Source organism: Rhodococcus sp. USK10, assembly GCF_019378875.1.
Classification (GTDB): Bacteria; Actinomycetota; Actinomycetes; order Mycobacteriales; family Mycobacteriaceae; genus Rhodococcus_F; species Rhodococcus_F pseudokoreensis.
Map to the genome: position 1 here is coordinate 2,419,366 of NZ_CP076048.1, position 20,880 is coordinate 2,440,245.

The following is a 20,880-nucleotide window of genomic DNA, read 5'->3' on the forward strand; positions in this document are numbered from 1 at the left end:
CTCTACAGGCGTGAGTCCCGAGAATGGGCTTTGCCCTGTCTGCTGCACCTCGGCCACCCGATTAGGCTGGGCTTAATTTAAGCTGAGGTTTCGTTGTCCGCCCTTCAGAAGGTAGTTCGCTCCAGATGACTGATCAGACACGTCCGTTGCGCGTTGCAATCGTGGGTGCCGGCCCCGCCGGTATCTACGCAGCCGACGCACTCATGAAATCCGATGCCGCGTCTGACGGCGGGATCAGCATCGACCTCTTCGAGCGGATGCCTGCCCCCTTCGGTCTGATCCGGTACGGCGTCGCCCCCGACCACCCGCGCATCAAGGGCATCATCACCGCCCTGCACAAGGTGCTCGACAAGCCGTCGGTCCGCCTGCTGGGCAACATCGACTACGGCAGCGACATCACCCTCGAAGACCTGCACAGCTTCTACGACGCGGTGATCTTCTCCACCGGCGCCAACGCCGACCGCGCCCTCAACATCCCGGGCATCGAACTCGACGGCAGCTACGGTGCCGCCGACTTCGTCTCCTGGTACGACGGTCACCCCGACGTCCCGCGCACCTGGCCCCTCGAGGCCGAGAAGGTCGCCGTCCTCGGTGTCGGCAACGTCGCCCTCGACATCGCGCGCGTCCTCGCCAAGACCGGCGACGAACTGCTGCCGACGGAGATCCCCGCCAACGTCTACGAGGGACTCAAGGGCAACAAGGCCGTCGAGGTCCACGTGTTCGGCCGCCGCGGACCTGCACAGGCCAAGTTCACCCCCCTCGAGCTGCGTGAACTCGATCACTCGCCGACGATCGAGGTCATCGTCGATCCCGAGGACATCGACTACGACGAGGGCTCCGAGCAGGCGCGCCGCAACTCCAAGCAGGTCGACATGGTCGCCAACACCCTGCAGGACTGGGCCATCCGCGACGTGGGCAACCGCCCGCACAAGCTGTTCCTGCACTTCTTCGAATCGCCCACCGAGGTGCTCGGCGAGGACGGCAAGGTCGTCGGTCTGCGCACCGAGCGCACCCAGCTCGACGGCACCGGCAACGTCAAGGGCACCGGCAAGTTCAACGACTGGGACGTCCAGGCCGTGTACCGCGCCGTGGGTTACCTGTCGCAGAACATCGCGAAGCTGCCGTTCGACGAGCAGGCGGGCACGGTCCCGAACGAGGCCGGACGCGTCATCTCCGACGACACCGCCGAGGGCAACGCCCGGTTCATGCCGGCCACCTACGTCACCGGCTGGATCAAGCGCGGCCCGGTCGGTCTGATCGGCCACACCAAGGGCGACGCGAACGAGACCGTCGCGAACCTGCTCGAGGACCGGACCGGCTTCCCCGAGCCCGCGAACCCGGGCGAGGACGCAATCATCGAGTTCCTCGAGGGCAAGCAGGTCCCCTACACCACCTGGCAGGGCTGGTACCGCCTCGACGCGCACGAGCGCAGCCTGGGCGAGCCCGAGGGCCGCGAGCGGATCAAGGTCGTCGAGCGTGAGGACATGCTCAAGGCCAGCGAGCCCGACAAGGCCTGATCTTCCGATTCGGTGCGAAGGGAACCTCCCGCGGGAGGTTCCCTTCCGTCGTCTCGGACCACGCGTGTCCGGATGCCGACGCGACCTCCCGGCCCGTCGCCCGCACAAGGCAGGATATGAGTCGTGTTTGACGCCCACGTTCACATCATCGATCCCCGGTTCCCGGTGGTCGAGAACCACGGCTACCTTCCGGAGCCGTTCACCGTCGCCGACTACCGGGCCCGCACGGAAGGCTTCGGCGTGGACGGCGGCGCCGTCGTCACGGCCTCGTACCAGGGCACCGATCAGAATTACCTGAAAGCCGCGCTCACCGAACTCGGCCCCAGCTGGGTGGGCGTCACCCAGATGGAACTCGACGCCACCGACGAGAGCATCCTCGAACTCGACCGCGCCGGGGTCCGGGCCGTCCGGTTCAATCTTCGGCGCAGCGCGACCGACGTGAAGCTCCTCACCAAGCAGGCCCTGCGGGCGTACGAGCTGGCCGGCTGGCACGCCGAATTCTATGTGGACGCCACGCTGCTGCTGTCGCTCGAGCCGGTGTTCGCGAAGCTGCCCGCCGTGTGCATCGACCACCTGGGGATGTCGACGCGGGGCCTGCCGTACCTCCTCGATCTCGTCGACCGGGGAGTCCGGGTGAAGGCCACCGGGTTCGGGCGGACCACCATCGAGAACGTCGGCGACGTGTTGCGCAAGATTCACGCCGTCAACCCCGAGGCGCTGATGTTCGGCACCGACCTACCGGGCAGCCGCTCCCGAAGAGTGTTCCAGGACAGCGACATCGACATCGTCGCGGACGCGGTCGGCGACGACTTCGACAAGGTCATGGGCGGCAACGCGCGTGCGTGGTACCGCTGCGACACTCCGGACGGACGCTGCTAACACGCACGCCCCGTGTCAACAGCCTTCCATCTGCACGCTGTTCATCGACACCATCTCGGCCACCGGCGGCGTCTGCGGTTGCGCCACCAGCCACGTGTTGTAGTTCTGCATCTGATCGCAGTCCAGCTGTTCGCGTCGTTCAGCGCGCCGCTCCCGCTGCCGATCGTCCATCTGGTCTTCGTTCCGGTCGACGGCGATGCCACCGGTGGTCGAGCCGTTGGCCTGACGTTCGAGCCCGCGGACGCCGTCGGGGGTCATGATCCAGCCGAGGGTGTAGTCGGTGCCGTCGTGGTTGGTGGTAGCCCGGAACAGCCCGTCCTCCGCGCCGACCGGTTTGGCCGTGAACGCCTTGTCGGGCATGCCCGGCGCGCTGACCTGCCCCGTCACGGTGCCGTCGCTCATCGACGCGGTGAGCGTTGCTCCGTCCGGCGACGACATCGACGCCTTGTCGCCGTCCATCGTGCCGGTCATCCACGTCCACATCTCGTCGCCGTCGCACAGGAAGGCGACCATCTCGTCGCCCGACCTGGCCAGCGCGATGTACGCGTCGGTCCCGTCGACCGACCCGACATACGTCGGGTCCATCTGCGGGGTCATCACGAAGGGTGACGGAATCTTCTCCATCATGTTCGACGCGGGCGCCGCTTCGCCGCTGCTCGTGGCCTCCGCGGCGCTGGTGGCGCTCGGCGCGGACGAGTCGGACGAGTCGTTGCCGCAGCCACTCAGTGCGAGGGTCGCGGCAGCGAGCGGGGCCAGGATCCAGGTCGTCTTCTTGTTCACGGCGCATTCCTCCGCTAGCCGGGAAGATCAACATCCGCGTTTCATCATCGCAGGTGGAGGTCGCTCCTGGATACCCCCGGCGACGATTTCGGGCGACCTACGTCGCGACCACCGCGGTCAGCCACACCCCCGAGGCGAGCAGGGCGCCGAGCAGCTCGATCAGCATCGACAGTCCGACGGCCTTGCAGGCGTGCCACGTCGACGCCCACGCCCGGTTGTGGGCACGCAACCGGTACAGCTCGGCGACATACGTTCCCGCGATGAACCCGAGGAACAATCCCACCACGGGAACGACGAAGAACCCGACGATCCCGAGCAGTCCACCGACGATCAGCGACACGTTGGGGACGCCGGCGGTGCGCATCCGCTTGCCGGGCCAGGTGTATTTGACGACGCCGCTGATCACCAGGAACACCGTGGCGACTGCGAACACCGTCCACGCCGTCGCACCGCCGGTCATGATGGCCCACAACAGGATTGCCGCGAAGATGAGGATCGTTCCGGGCAGGATCGGGATGACGATCCCGACGAGCCCGACCACGATGGCCAGGCCGACAAGAACTTCTGCGCCCGGACTCACGCGACGGGCTCGACGCGGGACGCCGCCTCCCGCGCGCGGCTGCGCGCGGTCTCGACGTCCGGCCCCGTGGACACGGCGACGCCCATCCGCCTCCGCGCGAAGCTCTCCGGCTTGCCGAACAGCCGCAGGTCGGTCTCGGGGACGGCCATCGCGTCGGCGACACCCGCGAAGCCGATCCCGGCGGCATCGAGTTTTCCGTAGATCACCGCGGACGCACCGGGTGTCGTGAGGGTGGTGTCGACGGGCAGTCCGAGGATCGCACGGGCATGTAGTTCGAACTCCGAGAGTCGTTGCGTCCGAAGGGTGACCAGTCCCGTGTCGTGCGGGCGGGGGCTGACCTCCGAGAAGTACACGTCGTCGCCCTTCACGAACAGTTCCACCCCGAAGATCCCGCGGCCGCCCAGCGCCGACGTCACCTTCTCCGCCACCTCACGCGACCGGGCCAGCGCCGCCTCGCTCATCGGTTGCGGCTGCCACGACTCCACGTAGTCACCCGAATCCTGCAGGTGCCCGATCGGCTCGCAGAAGAACGTGCCCACCTCGCCGTCAGCGCCGATCGCCCGGACGGTGAGTTGGGTGATCTCGTAGTCGAAGTCGACGAACCCCTCCACGATGACGCGGCCGTAATTGACGCGGCCGCCCGCGAGCGCGTAGTCCCAGGCCTTCTCGACGTCGTCGGCGGCGCGCACCGTGGACTGCCCCTTCCCGGACGACGACATCACCGGCTTGATCACGCAGGGAAAGCCGATGCGTCCGGTGGCCGCCCGGACCTCGTCGAGCGATTCGGCGAACTCGTACGGCGACGTGGGCAGGCCCAGTTCCTCCGCGGCGAGGCGCCGGATTCCCTCACGGTTCATGGTCAGCTGCGTCGCCCGCGCGGTGGGCACCACGACCGCGGCGCCGCGCTCCTCGACCGTGGCCAGCGCATCGGTGGCGATGGCCTCGATCTCGGGCACCACGAAGTGCGGCTTTTCGGCGTCGACGAGCCGCAACAGCGCGTCCGGGTCGCTCATGTCGATGGTGTGCGCACGGTGCGCCACCTGGTGGCCCGGCGCGTTGTCGTAGCGGTCGACGGCGATCACCTCGACCCCCAGCCGCTGGAGGGCGATGATCACTTCCTTGCCCAGCTCACCCGACCCGAGCAGCATGACGCGGGTCGCGCCTGCCGTCAGAGGGGTACCGAACCGTCCGGGTGCCTGTTCACGCATGGTCACAACTATATGCGGGCACGCGTGTACGCCCGCGCCTACTTCAGCAGCCGCGACATCCGGCGGTCGGCGAGCACCTTACCTCCGGTCTGACACGTCGCGCAGTACTGAAAAGACTTCTCCGCGAACGACACTTCCCGGACGGTGTCACCGCAGACGGGGCAGGGCAGTCCGGTCCGGGCGTGGACGCGCATCCCGGATCGCTTCTCCCCCTTCAGCCGCGCCGCGTCCTGGCCGAGCGACCTGTCGACGGCGTCGGTGAGCACGGACCGCATCGCGTCGTACAGCACGTGCACCTGGTCTTCCGGCAGGGTGCGCGACGTCGCGAAGGGGGAAATCTTTGCGGTGTGCAGGATTTCGTCGGAGTAGGCGTTGCCGACGCCGGCGAGCAGCGACTGGTCGACGAGCGCGTTCTTGATCCGCGCCGACGTGGTGGACAGCAGTGCCGCGAACTCGGGTTCGGTGACGGCGAGGGCGTCGGGCCCGAGCCGGGCTATCCCCTCCACCTCCCGAGGGTCGTGCACGAGCCACACCGCGAGCCGCTTCTTCGTGCCCGCCTCGGTCAGGTCGAACGCCGGCGTCGCCCCCTCCGGGGTGAAGAAGTGCACCCGCAGCGCCAGCGGCCCCTTCCCCGGTTTCGGCGGCGCCGCCGACGGATTGTCGGTCCAGCGCAACCAGCCCCCACGCGACAGGTGGGTGACGAGCCACAACCCGGAGCAGTCGAGTGCGAGGTGCTTGCCGAACCGGGCGGCACCCGTGACGTCGCGGCCCTGCAGGGCGGTGATCGGGGGGTCGAACGTCTTCAGCACGCTCAGGGCCGCCACGTCCACCCGGCCGACGACCGCTCCCACGGCGTGTTCACGCAGGAACTCGGCTAACGCCTCCACCTCGGGCAGCTCGGGCATGTCCCCAGGCTAACGGCATGTGAGCGAGAAAGTGTGCTCCTCCGCACTTTCCCACTCACCTGCGGAGGAGGTAGGTGTCCATGATCCAGCCCTTGCGTTCGCGCAGTTCGGCGCGCACCCGCTGGATCTCGTCCTCGACGTCCCGCAGACGACCGGAGATCAGCACCTCGTCGGGGGTGCCCAGGTAGGCGCCCCACCAGATCTGGACGTCGTCGCCGGGGACCTGCGTGAACGTGCAGTGGGCGTCGAGCATGACCACCGCGTTGTCGACGCCGTCGGGCAGACCCTCGGCGAGACGGCGCCCGGTGGTGACATGGACGGGTTCGCCGATCCGGTTGAGCACGATCCGATGCTGGGCGGCCAGCGACTGCACGCTGGTCACGCCCGGGATCACCGAGTAGTCGAACGACACGTTGCCGCGGGCGAGCACCCGCTCGACGATCCGCAGCGTGCTGTCGTAGAGCGACGGGTCGCCCCACACGAGGATCGCCCCGACGCCCGGCTCCGACGCGAACTCGGCCTCGAACAGCGCCGCCCGGCGCTCGTGCCAGTCGTCGACGACACCCTCGTAGTCGGACGGCGTGCGGTTGCGCGGCGGATCGACGATGTCCACGACGCGGTACGGACCGGTGACGTGTTCCTCGAGGATGCCGGTGCGGAGATCGACGAGGTCCTGCTTCTCGTCGCCCTTGCCGATGACGAAGAACACGTCCGCCTTGTTCATCGCCTTGATCGCCTGGACGGTCACCTGGTCGGGGTCGCCGGCGCCGATGCCGATCACGAAGAGTTCACGCATGCGGGCAGGCTAACGCTCGTGCGCCTTTCTGGTTGCTCCAGCTACCGGAAAGGCGCACGGGTGGCGGAGCCGCCTATGCTCGTACCGTGACATCTGTGCCGACCCCGTACGAAGACCTGCTCCGACTCGTCATGGACACGGGCACCCCGAAGGCCGACCGCACCGGGACCGGCACGAAGAGCGTCTTCGGTCATCAGATGCGCTGGAACCTCGCGGACGGGTTCCCGCTGATCACCACGAAGAAGGTGCACCTCAAGTCGATCGTCTACGAACTGCTGTGGTTCCTGCGCGGCGATTCCAACGTGAAGTGGCTCCAGGACAACGGCGTCACGATCTGGGACGAGTGGGCGGACGCGGACGGCGAACTGGGCCCGGTGTACGGCGTGCAGTGGCGCAGCTGGCCGACCCCGTCGGGCGAGCACATCGACCAGATCAGCCAGACCATCGAGACGCTGAAGTCGAACCCGGATTCGCGTCGCATCATCGTGTCGGCGTGGAACGTCGGCGACATCCCGCAGATGGCGCTGGCGCCGTGCCACGCGTTCTTCCAGTTCTACGTCGCGGACGGCAAGCTGTCGTGCCAGCTGTACCAGCGCAGCGCCGACATGTTCCTCGGCGTGCCGTTCAACATCGCGAGCTACGCGCTGCTCACCCACATGGTGGCGCAGCAGGCCGGGCTCGAACCGGGCGACTTCATCTGGACCGGTGGCGACTGCCACATCTACGACAACCACGTCGACCAGGTCACCGAGCAGTTGAGCCGGGAGCCGTTGCCGTATCCGACGCTGAAACTGAACCGGCGGGATTCGATCTTCGACTACACGTTCGAGGACGTGGAGATCGTCGACTACCGGCACCATCCGGCCATCAAGGCGCCGGTGGCCGTCTAGTGGCGGCCCGGCAGGTCAAGCTGGTCTGGGCGCAGGGTGCCGGCGGCGTCATCGGCCGCGACAACACGATCCCGTGGCACGTCCCCGAGGACATGGCGTACTTCAAGAAGGTGACGCAGGGCCACCCCGTGATCATGGGCCGCAGGACGTGGGACTCGCTGCCCCCACGATTCCGGCCCCTACCGGGCCGGCGCAACATCGTGATCAGCCGTCAGCCCGACTGGGCTGCGGAAGGAGCGGAGGCCGCCGACGGCATCGCCTCGGCGCTCGCGCTCACCGACGAGGACGTCTGCGTCATCGGCGGCGGTCAGATCTACACGGCGGCAATGCCGTTCGCTACACAGCTGCTGGTCTCCGAGATCGACGTGACGATCGACGGCGACGCCTGGGCACCCGCGATCGACGAGTCCTGGCACCCGCAGGACACCGGTGAGTGGCTCACGTCGGCGAAGAACGGCACCCGGTACCGCTGGATCACCTACACCAAGCGCTGACCGGCCACCTGTTTGCCACCGCACCGTTACCCCATTCGACGGGTGACGGTGCGCGCAGTGGTTCATACTCACCTCATGGACAAGAAGTCACTGACCGCCCTTGCCCGTCAGCAACTGAAGTTGGCGGGCGGGACGTCCAGCGGCCGCAGTTCGCAGACCGTGTACGGCGGCCATCGGCGCAGCCTCAGGCAGACCGTCATCGCCCTGGCCGCGGGTCAGAAGATGGCCGAACACGAGAGCCCGGGCGAGGCCACCCTGTTCATTCTCAGCGGCAAACTGAACCTCGTGGCCGGCGAGGACTCGTGGAAGGGTTCCACCGGCGACCTGCTGGTCCTCCCGACGGACCGGCACAGCGTCGAGGCCATCGAGGACGTCGCGTTCCTGCTCACCGTCGCCATGTGACGGTCGTGCGCGATCGGTTCGCCGATTCCGTTCGGAGTCTGAACCCGGCCTATTTCGCGATCGTCATGGCCAGCGGCATCATCTCGGTGGGTATGAAACTGAGCGGTTTCGACCTGCTCTCGGTTCTGCTGCTGATCGTCTGCGGCACGGCGTACGTGACGCTGGTGGCGCTCACGGTCTGGCGGATCGTGGCGTACCGCGGTGAGGTCGTCGGCGACCTGACCGACGCGAGCCGCGGATTCGGTTTCTTCACGTTCATCGCCGGGACCGACGTGTTCGGCGTGCGCCTTGCGATGGACGGCCACCACGCCGCCACCGCGGTGCTGCTCACCGTCGCCGGGCTGACCTGGATCGTGCTCGGTTACGTCGTCCCGTGGACCGCCGTCCTGGGCACGTCGGAACGTCCGGTGGTGGCGCGCGCCAACGGAACCTGGTTCATCTGGGTGGTCGCCGCCCAGTCGGTGGCTGTGGCCGCCGCGACCCTCGAACCGGTCTCCGACAGCGCCCGCCGGTTCCTGGCCGTGGTCGCCGTCTTCTCCTGGTCGATCGGGGTGTGCCTGTACGGCGCGGCGGGGATCTTCGTCGCCGCACGGATGTTGCTGTATCCGCTGCGGCCGCAGGACCTCACCGCGCCGTTCTGGGTGTCGATGGGTGCATGTGCGATCACCGTCCTCGCCGGCGCCCGCATCGTCGAGATGGAGGACGCGCCGATGGTGAACGCCACGCGTGGGCTCATCGGCGGATTCGCGGTGGTGTTCTGGGCGTTCGCGACCTGGCTGATCCCGGTCCTGGCGGCCGCCGGATGGTGGCGCCACATCACCAACAAGGTGCCGCTGCGCTACGACGCCGCCGTATGGAGCATCGTCTTCCCCCTCGGCATGTACGCGGTCGCCGGCATCTACCTGGGCCGGGCGGACCACGTTCCGCTCGTGGGTATGGTCGGTAGTGCCGAACTGTGGTGTGCATTCACCGTGTGGTGCGTGACGTTCGTCGTCATGGTGGTGCATCTCTTCCGGTCGGCGGTGCAGGTCGGACCGGCAACAGCGGAGACGCAGGAGAGCGCATGACGGAAACCCCGCCCGTGATCGAGGTATCGGTGGCTGCGGCGCCGTCGGTCGTGTGGCCTGCCCTACGCGACCCGGAGTTGCTGCGGCGCTGGCACGGCTGGGATATCGAGGGCCTGGACGACGAGATCAGGGAAATCTACTTCGGCGACGACGTGACGGAGGACTCCGAGGCCTTCACCCTCGCCCTGGGCGGCGCCGACCGGTTCAGCCTCCACGAGCACGACGGCACCACCCTGGTGCGGATCACCCGGCCGCCCCGGGACGCCGATCCCGCCGCGGACGACTGGTACGACGACGTCACCGAGGGCTGGACGACGTTCCTGCAGTTCCTCAAGTTCGGCATCGAACGGCACGGACTCGACGAGCGTCGCACACTGTTCCTCGAAGGCCCGGTCGCGGACGGAGATTCGGCGCGACACCTGCTCGGCCTCGACAAGCTCGCAGATATGAAGGTGGGCGATCATTTCACCGCGGTCGCGGAGACGGGCGATCTGCTGCACGGCGTGGTGTGTTTCGTCGGCGAGCACCAGACCGCGGTGAGCGTCGACGACCTCGGCCCGGGACTGCTGCAGTTCGGCGAGCAGCCCGTCAATTCGGCCCGCCCGAACGGCGGTGCGCAGATCCTCCTCGCGGCCTACGACCTGGACGACGAGGAGTGGGCCGAACTCGAACAGCGCTGGACGGAGTGGTGGCAGGCCCGGCCGGGGGCCGAACCTGCCACCTGAGTTCTCGATGGGTCAGGCGAGCACGGTGCCCAGGGTGGGCCACCAGATCGTGCTCTTGACGACGTTCGGCCCCACCTGGTGGTTCAGCGAGCCGTACACGGCCGCGACGACCAGGCCGCTGCCGAGCCCGGCGACCGGGGCCGTGGACACGACCGTGGGAACCGCGACGTTGTTCTGGTCCAGCTTGACGATGCCGCTGGCACCGGTCGCGAAGCTGTAGTACACGACGTCGAGTTCGGCGCCGGCCTGGTCGTTGGCGATGACGCCCGGTCCGCCGAAGAAGCCGAAGCGGAACTGGTTGCTCATGTTGGTCGCCACACCCGCGCCGTACAGCTGTCCGAGGACGGGACCGCCCTGGCCGGTGTCGGAGTACGCGGGGACCTGGAAGATCTGGCCCGGCAGGGCGATGTTCGTCGCCGCCGTGTCGGTCGGGGATGCGGCAAGTCGCTCGATGGCGGCCTCAGCCTCGGGGTTTCCGGCGGCCACGGTGCGCAGCTTCGCGATCGCGGTCGCCGGGTCGACGACGGAAGCGGAATCTGCGGGCTGCGCCGACACGACACCGGTGAACATCATCGTCGCTGCCCCTGCTGCGGTCAGACCTGCCGCGACCCGTCGTGCGAAGTGCCGTCGATTCATTCTTCTTCTCCCTCGTCGCGTCAATGGGTAAGCATTAGTTCGGATGAGTAAACACTCGAGCTCTTATCGACGCCGTGGTTGGCGGTGTTACGTCTCCCCCAGACCTATGCTGCTGACATGGGAGCGGATGGTGGGCACGAGGCGAGGATCAGCGAGTTCCGGGAGGGGCTCGCCGACGTGATCCCCACTCGTCGGAGTCTGCAGCGCCTGTTCGAGGCGGTCCTGGTCGTGGGGTCGGGGCTCGAGCTGGATTCCACCCTGCAGCGCATCGTCAATTCGGCCACGTCCCTGCTCGGCGCCCGCTACGGCGCACTCGGTGTTCACGCCCCGGACGGCGGGCTCTCGGAGTTCGTCTACGAGGGCATCACGCCGGAAGAGCGTGCGCGCATGGGCCACCTGCCCGAGGGCCGCGGGCTGCTGGGACTGCTGGTCCACGACCCCCGCCCGGTGCGCCTCTCCAACCTGGCCGATCATCCGGGGTCGCTCGGCTTCCCGCCCAACCATCCACCGATGAAGAGCTTCCTGGGCATGCCGATCATGATGCGGGGCAATGTTTTCGGGAGCATCTACCTGACCGAGAAACTCAGCGGACCCGAGTTCACCGACGAGGACGAGGTCATTCTGCGCGCGCTCGCCACTTCGGCCGGCGTGGCCGTGGAGAATGCCCGGCTGTTCGAGGAATCGCGGACGCGGGAGCGGTGGTTGACGGCCGTCGCGGCGATCACCTCCCGGCTGATGGTCGGCGGATCACTCGACGAAACGCTGCACACCCTCGCCGCAGAGGTACGCGAACTGTCCAGCGGTGACGAGGTCTTCATCGTCGTCACGCTCGGCGAGGGCGCGGTGGTCGGGGCGGACACCGCGGTGCGGCCGCTGCGCACCACCTTCCGAACCGCCACCCAGGCCGAGCCGTTCGCCGAAGTGCTGCGCTCCCGCACCCCCGCACTGCTGACGGGCATCGACGGTCTCGCACCGTTCTCCACCGAGGCGGGCCGCGCCGCGGTGCTGCCACTGTCGACGGCGTCGGGGGTCGGCGGGGTTCTGGTCGTCACGGCGCGGGGCACCGCTCCGTGGGATCCGGACGAGGTGGCCCGCCTCGAATCGGTGGCCGACCTCGCTGCCGTCGCGGTGGAGTTCGCCGACCAGCAGAGCAAGCAACGCCTGCTGTCGGTGCTCGCCGACCGCGACCGGATCGCGCGTGACCTGCACGACAACGTGATTCAGCGATTGTTCGCCACCGGCATGAGCCTGCAGAGCACTCACGCGGTCGGGGACGTTCCGGACGGCGTGCGCTCCATCGTCGCGACCGCGGTCGAGCAACTCGATCGGACGGTGCGCGAGATCCGCACCACCATCTTCGATCTGCAGGCCACCGGTATCGCGTCGGCGACCAGTCTGCGCCGCCGCCTGCTCGACGTGATCGGCGACCTGACCTCCCATTCGCCGGTCGCGCCGAACGTCCAGTTCACCGGCGCCATCGACACTCTCGTACCCAGCCGCATCCACCCGCACGCGGAGGCGGTGTTGCGCGAGGCCCTGAGCAATGCGCTGCGGCACGCGCGGGCCACCACCATCGACATCTCGGTGGCCGCCGGGGACGACCTCGTCGTCACCGTCGCGGACGACGGCATCGGGATCGCGGACGGCGCCCGGCGCAGCGGACTGGACAACCTCGATCGGCGCGCCGAGCACTGCGGCGGCACCTGCACCGTCGATTCCGGGGGTGGAGGAACCGTCGTCACCTGGCGGGTCCCGTTGACGTGACGGAGCTTTCAGCGCTGTTTGCGTAACTCGGCGGCCAGCACCGCCGCCTGCGTGCGCCGTTGCATCCCCAGTTTCGACAACAGCCTCGACACGTAGTTCTTGATCGTCTTCTCGGCGAGGAAGAGCCGCTCGGCGATCTCCCGATTGGTGAGCCCCTCGCCGATCAAGTCGAACACGGCACGTTCCTGCTCGGACAGTTGCGTCAGCGGGTCGTCCCGGCGGGCCGACCTGATCCGGTTCATCAGCGCCGACGTCGCCCTGCTGTCGAGCAGCGAACCGCCCTCCCCCACCGTCCGCACGGCCGCCACCAGGTCGGTGCCGAGGATCTGTTTGAGGACGAATCCGGACGCCCCGGCCATGATGGCGTCGAACAGCGCCTCGTCGTCGGAGTACGACGTCAGCATCAGGCACCGCAGTTCGGGCAGCGCGGCACGCAGGTCCCGGCACAGTTCGACACCGTTGCCGTCCGGCAACCGGACGTCGAGCACGGCGACGTCGGCGCCGCTGCCCGGAATCCGCGCCATCGCCTCACCGACCGACGCGGCCTCCCCGACCACCTCGAGGTCGGGCGCGCTGCCCAGTAGATCGACCAAGCCTCGTCGCACGATCTCGTGGTCGTCGACGAGGAACACCCGCGTGGTCATGTGTGCACCTCCAAGCTACTGACGGAGCGCGCTAGCTCTCCGGCCGGACGATCATCACCGGGCAGTCCGCGGTGTGGAGCAACGCGTTGCTGGTGGAGCCCAGCAGCATTCCCGTGAAACCACCGCGGCCGCGGCTGCCCACGACGATCAGTTGCGCCTTCTCGGCGAATTCGCTGAGCACGCGCACCGGGCGGTCGCGCGCGACGACGCGTTCGACCGTCACGTCCGGATACCGCTCCTGGTACCCGGCGAGACGCTCCGAGAGCACCACTTCCTCGCCCGTCTGGATGCTGCTCCACAGCGGGTCGTCCGGGCTCGCGCCGAGCGACGGCTGCACACTCACATCGCTCCACACGTTGACCGCGACCAGGCTCGCACCCCGCGCGGCAGCCTGCTCGAACGCCACTTCCAACGCGGCTCTGCTGCTTTCCGAACCGTCGACACCGACCACGATCGGCCCCTCGGTCGGCGGCTGCCCGTCCATGGTGCGCCCCCGCACGACCACCAGCGGGCAGTGGCCGTGCGCGGCGACCGCGGACGTCGTGGAACCGATCAGCAGGCCGGTGAACTCACCGTGCCCGCGCGAGCCGAGCACCACCATGTGCGCGTTCGCGGACAGTTCGATGAGGGTCTGACTCACCTTGGCCTCGAACTGTTCGGTGGTGATGTCGATCGGCTCGTCCACCGTCTGCTTGGCGTGCACCCGCGCACTGCCCAGCCGGGCCTTCGCCGTGTCCTCGAGTTCTTCCTTGAAGCTCTCGGCCAGATACGGCTCGGTGTAATAGAAGGCAGGAATGTGGACCACTGTCACGATATGCAGCGGGAGCGACAGTGCGGCGGCGGCCCGAGCGGCCCACGCCACGGCGGCCGACGCCGACTCGGATCCGTCCACACCCACGACGATCGGCTTGATTCCGGTCATGGTCACCTTTCCTGATTCTTCCGGCTGTGCACTGCTGAGGTGTGCGGTGCTACCCGCAGATCTTGCGGAGCTTCTCGACCAACGCGACACGGCCCGCACGATCCGCGGCGAGCGGTGTGACGGTGAGCGTGGTGACCCCGGACTCGGCGAACGCGGCCACCCGCTCCGCGACATAGCTCTCCGGACCGATCAGCGACACGGCCCGCACCAGGTCGTCCGGCACCGCGGCGGCGGCCTCGTCCTTCTTGCCCGACAGGTAGAGGTCCTGGATGGTCTCGGCTTCCTTCTCGTAGCCGTACCGGACCGCGAGGTCGTTGTAGAAGTTCTTGCCCTTCGCGCCCATGCCGCCGATGTACAGGGCCAGACCGGGGCGGACCCAGTCGAGCATGTGGTCGACGTCGTCGCCGATGGCGAGGGCGGGCGACGCGAAGACCTGCAGGTCGCCGAGGCTCGGGTCGCGCTTCGCCTTGCCCTTGGCCAGCGGCTCGCCCCACACGCTCGCGGCCTTCTCCGGGTGGTAGAAGATGGGTTCCCAGCCTTCGGCGATCTCGGCGGTCAACTCCACGTTCTTCGGTCCGAGCGAGGCGATGACGATCGGGATGCGATCACGCACAGGGTGGTTGATGATCTTCAGCGGCTTGCCCAGCCCGGTGCCCTTCTCGGCGGGCAGCGGAATCTGGTAGTACTTGCCCTGGAACTCGATCTTCTCGCGGCGCCACACCTTGCGGCAGATCTCGACGACCTCGCGGGTGCGGCCGAGCGGGGCGTCGTATTTGACGCCGTGGAAACCCTCGATCACCTGCGGGCCGGACGCGCCGAGCCCCATCACGAAGCGTCCGTCCGACACGAAGTCGAGGCCGGCGGCCGTCATCGCCGTCAGGCTCGGCGTGCGGGTGTAGATCTGGAAGATGCCCGAAGCGAGTTCCAGGGTGGTGGTCTTGGCGGCGAGGTAGCCGATCTGGCTCACCGCGTCGAACGAGTAGGCCTCGGGCACGAACGCGATGTCGAGCCCGGCTTTCTCCAGGTCGGCGACCTCGTCGACCGTCTCGGCGAAACCGCCGCTGTAGTTCAAGCCCATACCTATGCGCACGTCGTTCCCCAATCCTGGCGTTCCTGCAACCTGTTCCTGCTTCGATCCAGAACACTACTGCGCGTAATCGCCTCAGGGGCGTGCAGGCCTCACGACGACTACCGGGCACTGTGCCCCGCCGACCAGGCTGTTGCTGGTCGAACCGAGCAGCATCCCCTTGAATCCTCCGCGCCCCCGGCTGCCGACGACCAGCAGTTGCGCCTTCTTCGACCAGTCGAGCAACCGTGCCCGCGGGTTGTCGATGTACACCTCGCGGGTGACCCGCACGTCGGGGTATTTCTCCTGCCAGCCGGCGAGGCTTTCGGCGAGGACGGCGCGTTCGTCCTCCTCGAGTCCCTGCGGAACCAGGGCCGCGGCCCGCGGGTCCTCGAACGCCTTCGATCCGAGGTCGCTCCACACGTGGACGGCCACCAGCGGTGCATTCCGCATCGACGCCTCCTGGAAGGCCACCGAGATCGCCCGCTCACTGGTGGCGCTGCCGTCGACACCGACCACGACGGGCCCGCCTGCGTGGGCGTCGCCGCGGACCACGACGACCGGGCAGTGTGCGTGGCTGGTGACGTTGATCGCCGTGTTCCCGAGCAGCGCGGTGGCCGCCGCCCCGGACCCGGACGCGCCGACCACCACGATCCGGGCGTTCTCGGACAGGTCGACGAGCCACTGGGCGCTGCTTCCGATCGACAGTTCGGTGCAGACCTCGATGATGGGATTGACCGCGAACGCCTGCTCCTGCGCCTCGGCGAGAATCGCCTTACCGCTCGCCTCCACCCACTCGTACACGCCGCCCGAATCCATGTACGGGCCGCCGAACCCGTACGGGGCGAAGTCGAGCGCGTGGATGATCTTCAGGTTCAGGCCACGTTCGGTGGCGAGTTCGGCAGCCATCCGGACAGCGGACTTCGAGCTGTCCGATCCGTCGACACCGACGACGACGCTGTTGCGGTCCCGTGTGCTCATGGCTTCACACTATCCCCGGCCTGCTTTTCGCGTCTGCCGCCCTTCACCTTTCGATATGGGACTTAAGTCCCCACCGATTCGGGCTCTCCGGCCGTAGCCGCAGCGGCCGGATTGGGCGATGATGAAAAGTGGAGTCGTATGTCTTGCTCGAATACGACTGTGCCACGGCCTCTTTCGGACGATCCGATCCCGAGCGATGTCCGTCACAAATTTGGTATTTGAGATGAGAATTAAAGTACGTTCGGGTCATGCAACTCACACAGTTCACCGACCTCGGACTGCGGGTGGTCATGCGACTGGCCGTGGCCGGGGAGGGCGAACGGCCGGGTAGCCGGGCGATCGCCGAGGAACTGTCGGTGTCGTACACCCACGCCGCCAAGGTGATCACCCGACTCGGTGAACTCGGCATCGTCGACGCACGCCGCGGACGTGCCGGCGGTCTGGCCATCACCGAACTCGGGCGTACCGCGTCCGTCGGCTGGCTCGCCCGCCGACTCGAAGGCGACGGGGAGGTCGTCGACTGCGACGGCGCCCAGCCGTGCCCGCTGCGATCGGGGTGCCTGCTGCGGTCGGCGCTCCGGCGCGCGCAGAACGCGTTCTTCGAGTCGCTGGACGGCCTCACCGTCGAAGACCTCACCCGGACGCCCACCGCAACCGTGCTGCTCGCTCTCCCGCGGGTGGCCGCCACTACTTCTCAGTTTTCTCGAACGATCGGAGAATGACATGCTCTCGCCCACCTCGACGGACGTCATCCGCGCCACCCTGCCCGTGGTCGGCGCCGCGATCTCGGACATCACGACGCTGTTCTACCGCAAGATGTTCGACGCCCATCCCGAACTCGAACGAGACCTGTTCAACCGTGGGAACCAGAAGCAGGGCGAACAGCAGAAGGCGCTCGCCGGGGCCATCGCCGCATTCGCCGCCCTCCAACTCGAGCCCGACCAGGCGCGCGTCGACCTCATCCTGTCGCGGATCGCCAACAAGCACGCGTCGCTGGGGATCGAACCGTCGCAGTACGCGATCGTGCACACGCACCTGTTCGCGGCCATCGTCGAGGTCCTCGGCGACGCCGTCACTCCCGAGGTCGCGGCCGCCTGGGACGAGGTGTACTGGCTGATGGCGGAGACCCTGATCGCGATGGAGGCCGGCCTGTACGCCTCGGCAGATGTGGCCGCCGGTGACGTGTGGCGCGACGTGCGGGTCCGCGAGCGCAGGCACGAGTCCGCGGACACGGTGTCATTCGTGCTCACCTCCGTCGACGGCTCACCGCTTCCGTCGTTCGCTCCGGGGCAGTACCTCTCCGTCGCAGTTCGCCTGCCGGACGGCGCACGCCAGATCCGCCAGTACAGCTTGTCCTCGGCCCCGTCGCGCGGCGACTGGAGGATCTCGGTGAAACGCGCCGGTGAGGTGTCGAACTTCCTGTACCACAACGTCTTCGAAGACGACGCCCTGACGGTGTCGACGCCGTTCGGCGATCTCGTCCTGCAGGACGACGACGCACCGCTGCTCCTGGTGTCCGCGGGCATCGGGTGCACCCCGATGATCGGGATGCTCAGCCACCTCGCCGACACCGACGACAGCCGCCCGATCTCGGTGCTCCACGCCGACCGGTCCGCCAGCAGTCACGCGCACCGCGCGGAGCTCACCGAACTGGTGGAACGCCTGCCGTTCGCGGTGATGCACCGCTGGTACGAGGACCTGGGCACCCGACGTCCCGAGGGTGGTCTGCGAGAGGGACGGGCCGACCTCGGCGAGGTCACGATCGCGCCCGGCACCCGCGCCTACCTGTGCGGCCCGCTGCCGTTCATGCTCGGAATTCGCGAAGCACTACTCGCCAAGGATGTGCCCGCCGAGAACATCCACTACGAGGTGTTCGGACCCGACAGCTGGTCGGCCACCGTGTGAGAGCGGGCGCGGCGCCGTTCACACCGGCCAGGTGTGGACGGGGCTGCCCTCACGCATGTTCTCCACGTACTGACGCAACATCGCGGCCAGGGCTTCCCGGCGGCTCAGCCCGGCGTTCTCGTGCCGGACCACCTGCGCACGCTGCCACGACGCCCCCGTCTGCCGGGTGACGCACCGGCCTTCGATGACGCTGAGGTAACGGTCACGGGCCTTTGCCGACAACCCGAACGCGGCGAGCCCCTCGTCTGCGATCGGCAGCAGCCGCCGCAGGACGAGTTCGTCGGCGCCCGCGAACCCGACACCGGGCCAGTACAACTCGGCGTCCATACCGAACTTCGCGCCGGCGTGCAGGTTCTCCTCGGCCGCGTTGAACGACATCCGCGACCAGACCGGCCGATCCGATTCGACGAGCCCGCGCAGCGCACCGTAGTAGAACGCGGCGTTCGCCATCGTGTCGAGCACCGTCGGGCCCGCGGGCAGCACCCGGTTCTCGATCCGCAGGTGCGGCTTGCCGTCGTCGCTGTCGTACACCGGGCGGTTCCACCGGTAGATGGTGCCGTTGTGCATCTGCAATTCGTTGAGGTCCGGCACCCGGCCCACGTCGAGTTCGGCCGACGGGTCGACGTCCGACACCTCCGGCAGCAACGCCGGGAAGTACCGGGAGTTCTCCTCGAACAGGTCGAACACCGACGTGATCCACCGCTCGCCGAACCACACGCGGGGCCGCACACCCTGGTTCTTCAACTCCAGCGGACGCGTATCGGTGGCCTGCGCGAAGATCGGGATACGGGACTCGTGCCACAACGCCTTACCCGCCATGAACGGCGCGTTCGCCGCCAGCGCCACCTGGGCACCGGCCAGGCACTGCGCGGCGTTCCAGTGGGCGGCGAATTCGTCCGGCGCGACGCGCAGATGCAACTGCAGCGACGTGCACGCAGCCTCCGGGAGCACCGAATTGGCGTCGACCTTCAGCTTTTCGGCGGCCCGCCCCTCGAGCGGCACGCCCTCGAGGTCGAGTTCGATGTCCTCTCCGCGCGCGGCGAAGATCTGGTCGTTGAGCTGCTCGTAGCGGGGGTTCGCCGTGATCCACTCGCGGCCGAGATGCTCGAGTTCCAGCGTCGGCAGCATGCCGACCATCACCAGCTGGGCGTCGTGCCCGTGGATCCGGGCATCGGCGACGTGCAGCGACGCCCGCAGGGTCCGTTCGAGCTCGAACGTCCCCTCACCGTTCAGCGGACCCGGGCGGACGTTCATCTCGACGTTGAACTGGCCGAGCTCGGTCTGGAACACGGCGTCGTCGTCGATCGACTCGAGGACCGCGAGATTCGACATCGCGGGTGTCATGTCGGCGTGGACGAGATTGAACTCGATCTCCATGCCCAGCATGGGCCGCGGCGGGTCGACGTCGTCGGCGAACGCTCCCTCCCGCAGCATCCGCTCGAGCGCGTCGACGCACATGAGCACCTTCTGCCGGAACAGGCGCCGGTCTTCTCGGGTGAATGTCCGAGACGTCACTTCGCGACCCATACCACTCCCCAACTGCGCGTCGAACTGCGCTCACGGGGGAGCATATCCGTTCAGCCCGCGCGAATGAGGGATGGCGGGCTAACCTCGAACCAGACGCTGGTGAGCGGAAGGACCGGAGATGACGCCTGATACCGACTCCAAGAAGAAACCAGAGTTCTCCGTGGGCACGCGCGTGAAAACGCGGCACTCGGCCGATCACGAACTGGCCGAGAAGAAGTGGCCCCTGGAGGCCGGCGTCATCGTCGACGATTTCGCCGGCGTCCAGGACATCAGCAACGATTCGTACGGCCGGGACTGGGCCGTGTCACGCCGCTGGGCGATCGCCCTCGACAGCGGACCACTCGTGTTCCGCAACGACGACGATCTCGAGCCCGAGTAGGCCCTTACGCGTTGGCGCCCGCGTTGCCCCAGGTGACGGACACGCCGCGCTCCTGCAGCCAGCGCCCGGGATCGATCTTGTTTCCGCTCGCGTCGTGCACCTCGAAGTGCAGGTGCGGTCCGGTGGACTGGCCGCGGTTGCCGACGTGGGCGATTTCCTGCCCTGCGGTGACGCGCTGCCCCACGCTCACGGTGTAGTCGTTGACGTGTCCGTAGACGGTGACGGTGCCGTCGTCGTGCAGCAGACGCACCCACAGTCCGAAGCCGGACGCCGCACCGGCGTCGATGACCTGGCCGTCGGCGGCCGCGAGAACCGAGGTGCCGATGGGCGCGGCGATGTCGATGCCGCCGTGGTGGGCTCCCCATCGGGAACCGAAATCGGAGGTCAGCTTGCCCGACACCGGCTGAACCGTGTGGGGCTTGACCGGGTTGACGGACGACAGCCACTGCTGAGCCTGGGCGCCGAGGTCCGGGCCGCCGAGATTCTGGGCGGCGGTGCCGAGGTCTGCGGGCAGTTCGAATCCGGCGGGGAGGACTCCGGCCGGGATCTCGAACGGCAGGCCCGGCAGGGTCTGTGTGCCGCTCGTCTCGTGTGAGTCGACGGGAGCCGCGGCGGCGTTTCCGGCACCCAGCTGGGCTGCACCGACAACGATGGCTCCGGTGGCGGCCGCGACAGTCGCGGCCTTGATGCCCACACCCGCTCCGGCCTGCTGGTTGCGATGGCGCCCGCGCGCCGCGTCCGGATCGATCTCGAAGCGAACGGAAGACCCGTTCGCCCGGTGGTGGGAACCCACAGTTAATACCTCGTCAGTCG

Annotated in this window: 23 protein-coding genes; 11 read left to right on the forward strand and 12 right to left on the reverse strand. The window is 68.0% G+C overall.

The genetic code is table 11. The features are described from left to right. The first annotated feature begins 125 nt into the window (after positions 1 to 125). Both I1A62_RS18195 and I1A62_RS18200 read left to right on the forward strand, forming a co-directional pair. Positions 126 to 1,517, forward strand: coding sequence for an FAD-dependent oxidoreductase (locus tag I1A62_RS18195; protein WP_124394930.1), 1,392 nt, complete (start codon positions 126 to 128; stop codon positions 1,515 to 1,517). Positions 1,518 to 1,640: 123 nt separating this feature from the next. Next, on the forward strand, positions 1,641 to 2,396 hold the full coding sequence (locus I1A62_RS18200) for an amidohydrolase (protein ID WP_124394929.1): 756 nt from the start codon (positions 1,641 to 1,643) through the stop codon (positions 2,394 to 2,396). 15 nt (positions 2,397 to 2,411) lie between these two features. On the opposite strand, the gene I1A62_RS18205 is transcribed toward I1A62_RS18200, so the two are convergent. From I1A62_RS18205 to cobF, 5 genes are all read right to left on the reverse strand, one after another. Further along, positions 2,412 to 3,176: a hypothetical protein gene (locus I1A62_RS18205; RefSeq protein WP_124394928.1), complete on the reverse strand. Its 765-nt coding sequence runs from the start codon at positions 3,174 to 3,176 to the stop codon at positions 2,412 to 2,414. Between the two features lie 97 nt (positions 3,177 to 3,273). Next, positions 3,274 to 3,756, reverse strand: a complete 483-nt coding sequence (locus I1A62_RS18210) for a DUF456 domain-containing protein (protein ID WP_124394927.1) — start codon at positions 3,754 to 3,756, stop codon at positions 3,274 to 3,276. Beyond that, positions 3,753 to 4,964 carry a formate-dependent phosphoribosylglycinamide formyltransferase gene (gene purT / locus I1A62_RS18215; protein WP_124394926.1) on the reverse strand — a complete coding sequence of 404 codons (1,212 nt, stop codon included), beginning with the start codon at positions 4,962 to 4,964 and terminating at the stop codon, positions 3,753 to 3,755. Before purT ends, I1A62_RS18210 begins: the two co-directional genes overlap by 4 nt. A 38-nt stretch (positions 4,965 to 5,002) precedes the next feature. Next, entirely contained in the window at positions 5,003 to 5,869 is an 867-nt protein-coding gene (locus I1A62_RS18220) for an Fpg/Nei family DNA glycosylase (RefSeq protein ID WP_124394925.1), read from the reverse strand. Positions 5,870 to 5,924: 55 nt separating this feature from the next. Then, positions 5,925 to 6,665: a precorrin-6A synthase (deacetylating) gene (cobF, locus tag I1A62_RS18225; RefSeq protein ID WP_124394924.1), complete on the reverse strand. Its 741-nt coding sequence runs from the start codon at positions 6,663 to 6,665 to the stop codon at positions 5,925 to 5,927. A gap of 86 nt (positions 6,666 to 6,751) precedes the next feature. Between cobF and I1A62_RS18230 the strand changes: the two genes are divergently transcribed. The 5 genes from I1A62_RS18230 (at position 6,752) to I1A62_RS18250 (ending at position 10,243) form a co-directional block, all read left to right on the forward strand. Beyond that, complete coding sequence (locus tag I1A62_RS18230; protein ID WP_087559049.1) at positions 6,752 to 7,555, forward strand: thymidylate synthase; 804 nt, start codon at positions 6,752 to 6,754, stop codon at positions 7,553 to 7,555. After that, on the forward strand, positions 7,555 to 8,049 hold the full coding sequence (locus tag I1A62_RS18235; protein ID WP_124394923.1) for a dihydrofolate reductase: 495 nt from the start codon (positions 7,555 to 7,557) through the stop codon (positions 8,047 to 8,049). Before I1A62_RS18230 ends, I1A62_RS18235 begins: the two co-directional genes overlap by 1 nt. A 75-nt stretch (positions 8,050 to 8,124) precedes the next feature. Continuing rightward, a complete protein-coding gene (locus tag I1A62_RS18240) occupies positions 8,125 to 8,451 on the forward strand; it encodes a cupin domain-containing protein (protein WP_087559051.1) in 327 nt (108 codons plus the stop codon). Beyond that, a complete protein-coding gene (locus I1A62_RS18245) occupies positions 8,448 to 9,518 on the forward strand; it encodes a tellurite resistance/C4-dicarboxylate transporter family protein (RefSeq protein WP_219459335.1) in 1,071 nt (356 codons plus the stop codon). Before I1A62_RS18240 ends, I1A62_RS18245 begins: the two co-directional genes overlap by 4 nt. Next, positions 9,515 to 10,243 carry an SRPBCC domain-containing protein gene (locus I1A62_RS18250; RefSeq protein WP_124394921.1) on the forward strand — a complete coding sequence of 243 codons (729 nt, stop codon included), beginning with the start codon at positions 9,515 to 9,517 and terminating at the stop codon, positions 10,241 to 10,243. Before I1A62_RS18245 ends, I1A62_RS18250 begins: the two co-directional genes overlap by 4 nt. A gap of 12 nt (positions 10,244 to 10,255) precedes the next feature. On the opposite strand, the gene I1A62_RS18255 is transcribed toward I1A62_RS18250, so the two are convergent. Next, the gene (locus I1A62_RS18255) at positions 10,256 to 10,879 is read right to left on the reverse strand and encodes a Tat pathway signal protein (protein WP_219459336.1); all 624 of its coding nucleotides are present in this window, start codon (positions 10,877 to 10,879) and stop codon (positions 10,256 to 10,258) included. 117 nt (positions 10,880 to 10,996) lie between these two features. Here I1A62_RS18255 and I1A62_RS18260 point away from each other — a divergent pair, with 117 nt between their 5' ends. After that, positions 10,997 to 12,643, forward strand: a complete 1,647-nt coding sequence (locus I1A62_RS18260) for a GAF domain-containing sensor histidine kinase (RefSeq protein ID WP_124394919.1) — start codon at positions 10,997 to 10,999, stop codon at positions 12,641 to 12,643. An 8-nt stretch (positions 12,644 to 12,651) separates the two neighbouring features. Here I1A62_RS18260 and I1A62_RS18265 read toward each other — a convergent pair whose 3' ends face one another. The 4 genes from I1A62_RS18265 to I1A62_RS18280 form a co-directional block, all read right to left on the reverse strand. After that, positions 12,652 to 13,287, reverse strand: coding sequence for a response regulator transcription factor (locus tag I1A62_RS18265; protein ID WP_124394918.1), 636 nt, complete (start codon positions 13,285 to 13,287; stop codon positions 12,652 to 12,654). A 31-nt stretch (positions 13,288 to 13,318) separates the two neighbouring features. Then, on the reverse strand, positions 13,319 to 14,209 hold the full coding sequence (locus tag I1A62_RS18270) for a universal stress protein (RefSeq protein ID WP_124394917.1): 891 nt from the start codon (positions 14,207 to 14,209) through the stop codon (positions 13,319 to 13,321). A gap of 49 nt (positions 14,210 to 14,258) precedes the next feature. Continuing rightward, positions 14,259 to 15,299, reverse strand: a complete 1,041-nt coding sequence (locus I1A62_RS18275; RefSeq protein WP_219459337.1) for an LLM class F420-dependent oxidoreductase — start codon at positions 15,297 to 15,299, stop codon at positions 14,259 to 14,261. A 72-nt stretch (positions 15,300 to 15,371) separates the two neighbouring features. Further along, positions 15,372 to 16,256: a universal stress protein gene (locus tag I1A62_RS18280; RefSeq protein WP_124394916.1), complete on the reverse strand. Its 885-nt coding sequence runs from the start codon at positions 16,254 to 16,256 to the stop codon at positions 15,372 to 15,374. Between the two features lie 248 nt (positions 16,257 to 16,504). Here I1A62_RS18280 and I1A62_RS18285 point away from each other — a divergent pair, with 248 nt between their 5' ends. Both I1A62_RS18285 and I1A62_RS18290 read left to right on the forward strand, forming a co-directional pair. Beyond that, positions 16,505 to 16,978, forward strand: a complete 474-nt coding sequence (locus I1A62_RS18285; protein WP_219459338.1) for an Rrf2 family transcriptional regulator — start codon at positions 16,505 to 16,507, stop codon at positions 16,976 to 16,978. 1 nt (position 16,979) lies between these two features. Continuing rightward, positions 16,980 to 18,161, forward strand: coding sequence for a globin domain-containing protein (locus I1A62_RS18290; protein WP_219459339.1), 1,182 nt, complete (start codon positions 16,980 to 16,982; stop codon positions 18,159 to 18,161). Positions 18,162 to 18,179: 18 nt separating this feature from the next. On the opposite strand, the gene I1A62_RS18295 is transcribed toward I1A62_RS18290, so the two are convergent. Next, complete coding sequence (locus tag I1A62_RS18295) at positions 18,180 to 19,688, reverse strand: glutamate--cysteine ligase (RefSeq protein ID WP_219459340.1); 1,509 nt, start codon at positions 19,686 to 19,688, stop codon at positions 18,180 to 18,182. A gap of 118 nt (positions 19,689 to 19,806) precedes the next feature. Between I1A62_RS18295 and I1A62_RS18300 the strand changes: the two genes are divergently transcribed. Continuing rightward, a complete protein-coding gene (locus I1A62_RS18300) occupies positions 19,807 to 20,067 on the forward strand; it encodes a hypothetical protein (protein ID WP_005251602.1) in 261 nt (86 codons plus the stop codon). A 4-nt stretch (positions 20,068 to 20,071) separates the two neighbouring features. On the opposite strand, the gene I1A62_RS18305 is transcribed toward I1A62_RS18300, so the two are convergent. Continuing rightward, positions 20,072 to 20,860 (reverse strand): M23 family metallopeptidase, encoded by a 789-nt coding sequence (locus I1A62_RS18305; RefSeq protein ID WP_124394912.1) that lies wholly within the window; start codon positions 20,858 to 20,860, stop codon positions 20,072 to 20,074. Positions 20,861 to 20,880 lie beyond the last annotated feature (20 nt).

Excerpts from the sequence above, each read along its gene's own strand:
- I1A62_RS18195 (WP_124394930.1), top strand. The coding sequence starts at position 126 with ATGACTGATCAGACACGTCCGTTGCGCGTTGCAATCGTGGGTGCCGGC.
- purT (WP_124394926.1), bottom strand. The coding sequence starts at position 4,964 with ATGCGTGAACAGGCACCCGGACGGTTCGGTACCCCTCTGACGGCAGGC.
- I1A62_RS18220 (WP_124394925.1), bottom strand. The coding sequence starts at position 5,869 with ATGCCCGAGCTGCCCGAGGTGGAGGCGTTAGCCGAGTTCCTGCGTGAA.
- cobF (WP_124394924.1), bottom strand. The coding sequence starts at position 6,665 with ATGCGTGAACTCTTCGTGATCGGCATCGGCGCCGGCGACCCCGACCAG.
- I1A62_RS18240 (WP_087559051.1), top strand. The coding sequence starts at position 8,125 with ATGGACAAGAAGTCACTGACCGCCCTTGCCCGTCAGCAACTGAAGTTG.
- I1A62_RS18250 (WP_124394921.1), top strand. The coding sequence starts at position 9,515 with ATGACGGAAACCCCGCCCGTGATCGAGGTATCGGTGGCTGCGGCGCCG.
- I1A62_RS18255 (WP_219459336.1), bottom strand. The coding sequence starts at position 10,879 with ATGAATCGACGGCACTTCGCACGACGGGTCGCGGCAGGTCTGACCGCA.
- I1A62_RS18260 (WP_124394919.1), top strand. The coding sequence starts at position 10,997 with ATGGGAGCGGATGGTGGGCACGAGGCGAGGATCAGCGAGTTCCGGGAG.
- I1A62_RS18265 (WP_124394918.1), bottom strand. The coding sequence starts at position 13,287 with ATGACCACGCGGGTGTTCCTCGTCGACGACCACGAGATCGTGCGACGA.
- I1A62_RS18270 (WP_124394917.1), bottom strand. The coding sequence starts at position 14,209 with ATGACCGGAATCAAGCCGATCGTCGTGGGTGTGGACGGATCCGAGTCG.
- I1A62_RS18280 (WP_124394916.1), bottom strand. The coding sequence starts at position 16,256 with ATGAGCACACGGGACCGCAACAGCGTCGTCGTCGGTGTCGACGGATCG.
- I1A62_RS18285 (WP_219459338.1), top strand. The coding sequence starts at position 16,505 with ATGCAACTCACACAGTTCACCGACCTCGGACTGCGGGTGGTCATGCGA.
- I1A62_RS18290 (WP_219459339.1), top strand. The coding sequence starts at position 16,980 with ATGCTCTCGCCCACCTCGACGGACGTCATCCGCGCCACCCTGCCCGTG.
- I1A62_RS18295 (WP_219459340.1), bottom strand. The coding sequence starts at position 19,688 with ATGGGTCGCGAAGTGACGTCTCGGACATTCACCCGAGAAGACCGGCGC.
- I1A62_RS18300 (WP_005251602.1), top strand. The coding sequence starts at position 19,807 with ATGACGCCTGATACCGACTCCAAGAAGAAACCAGAGTTCTCCGTGGGC.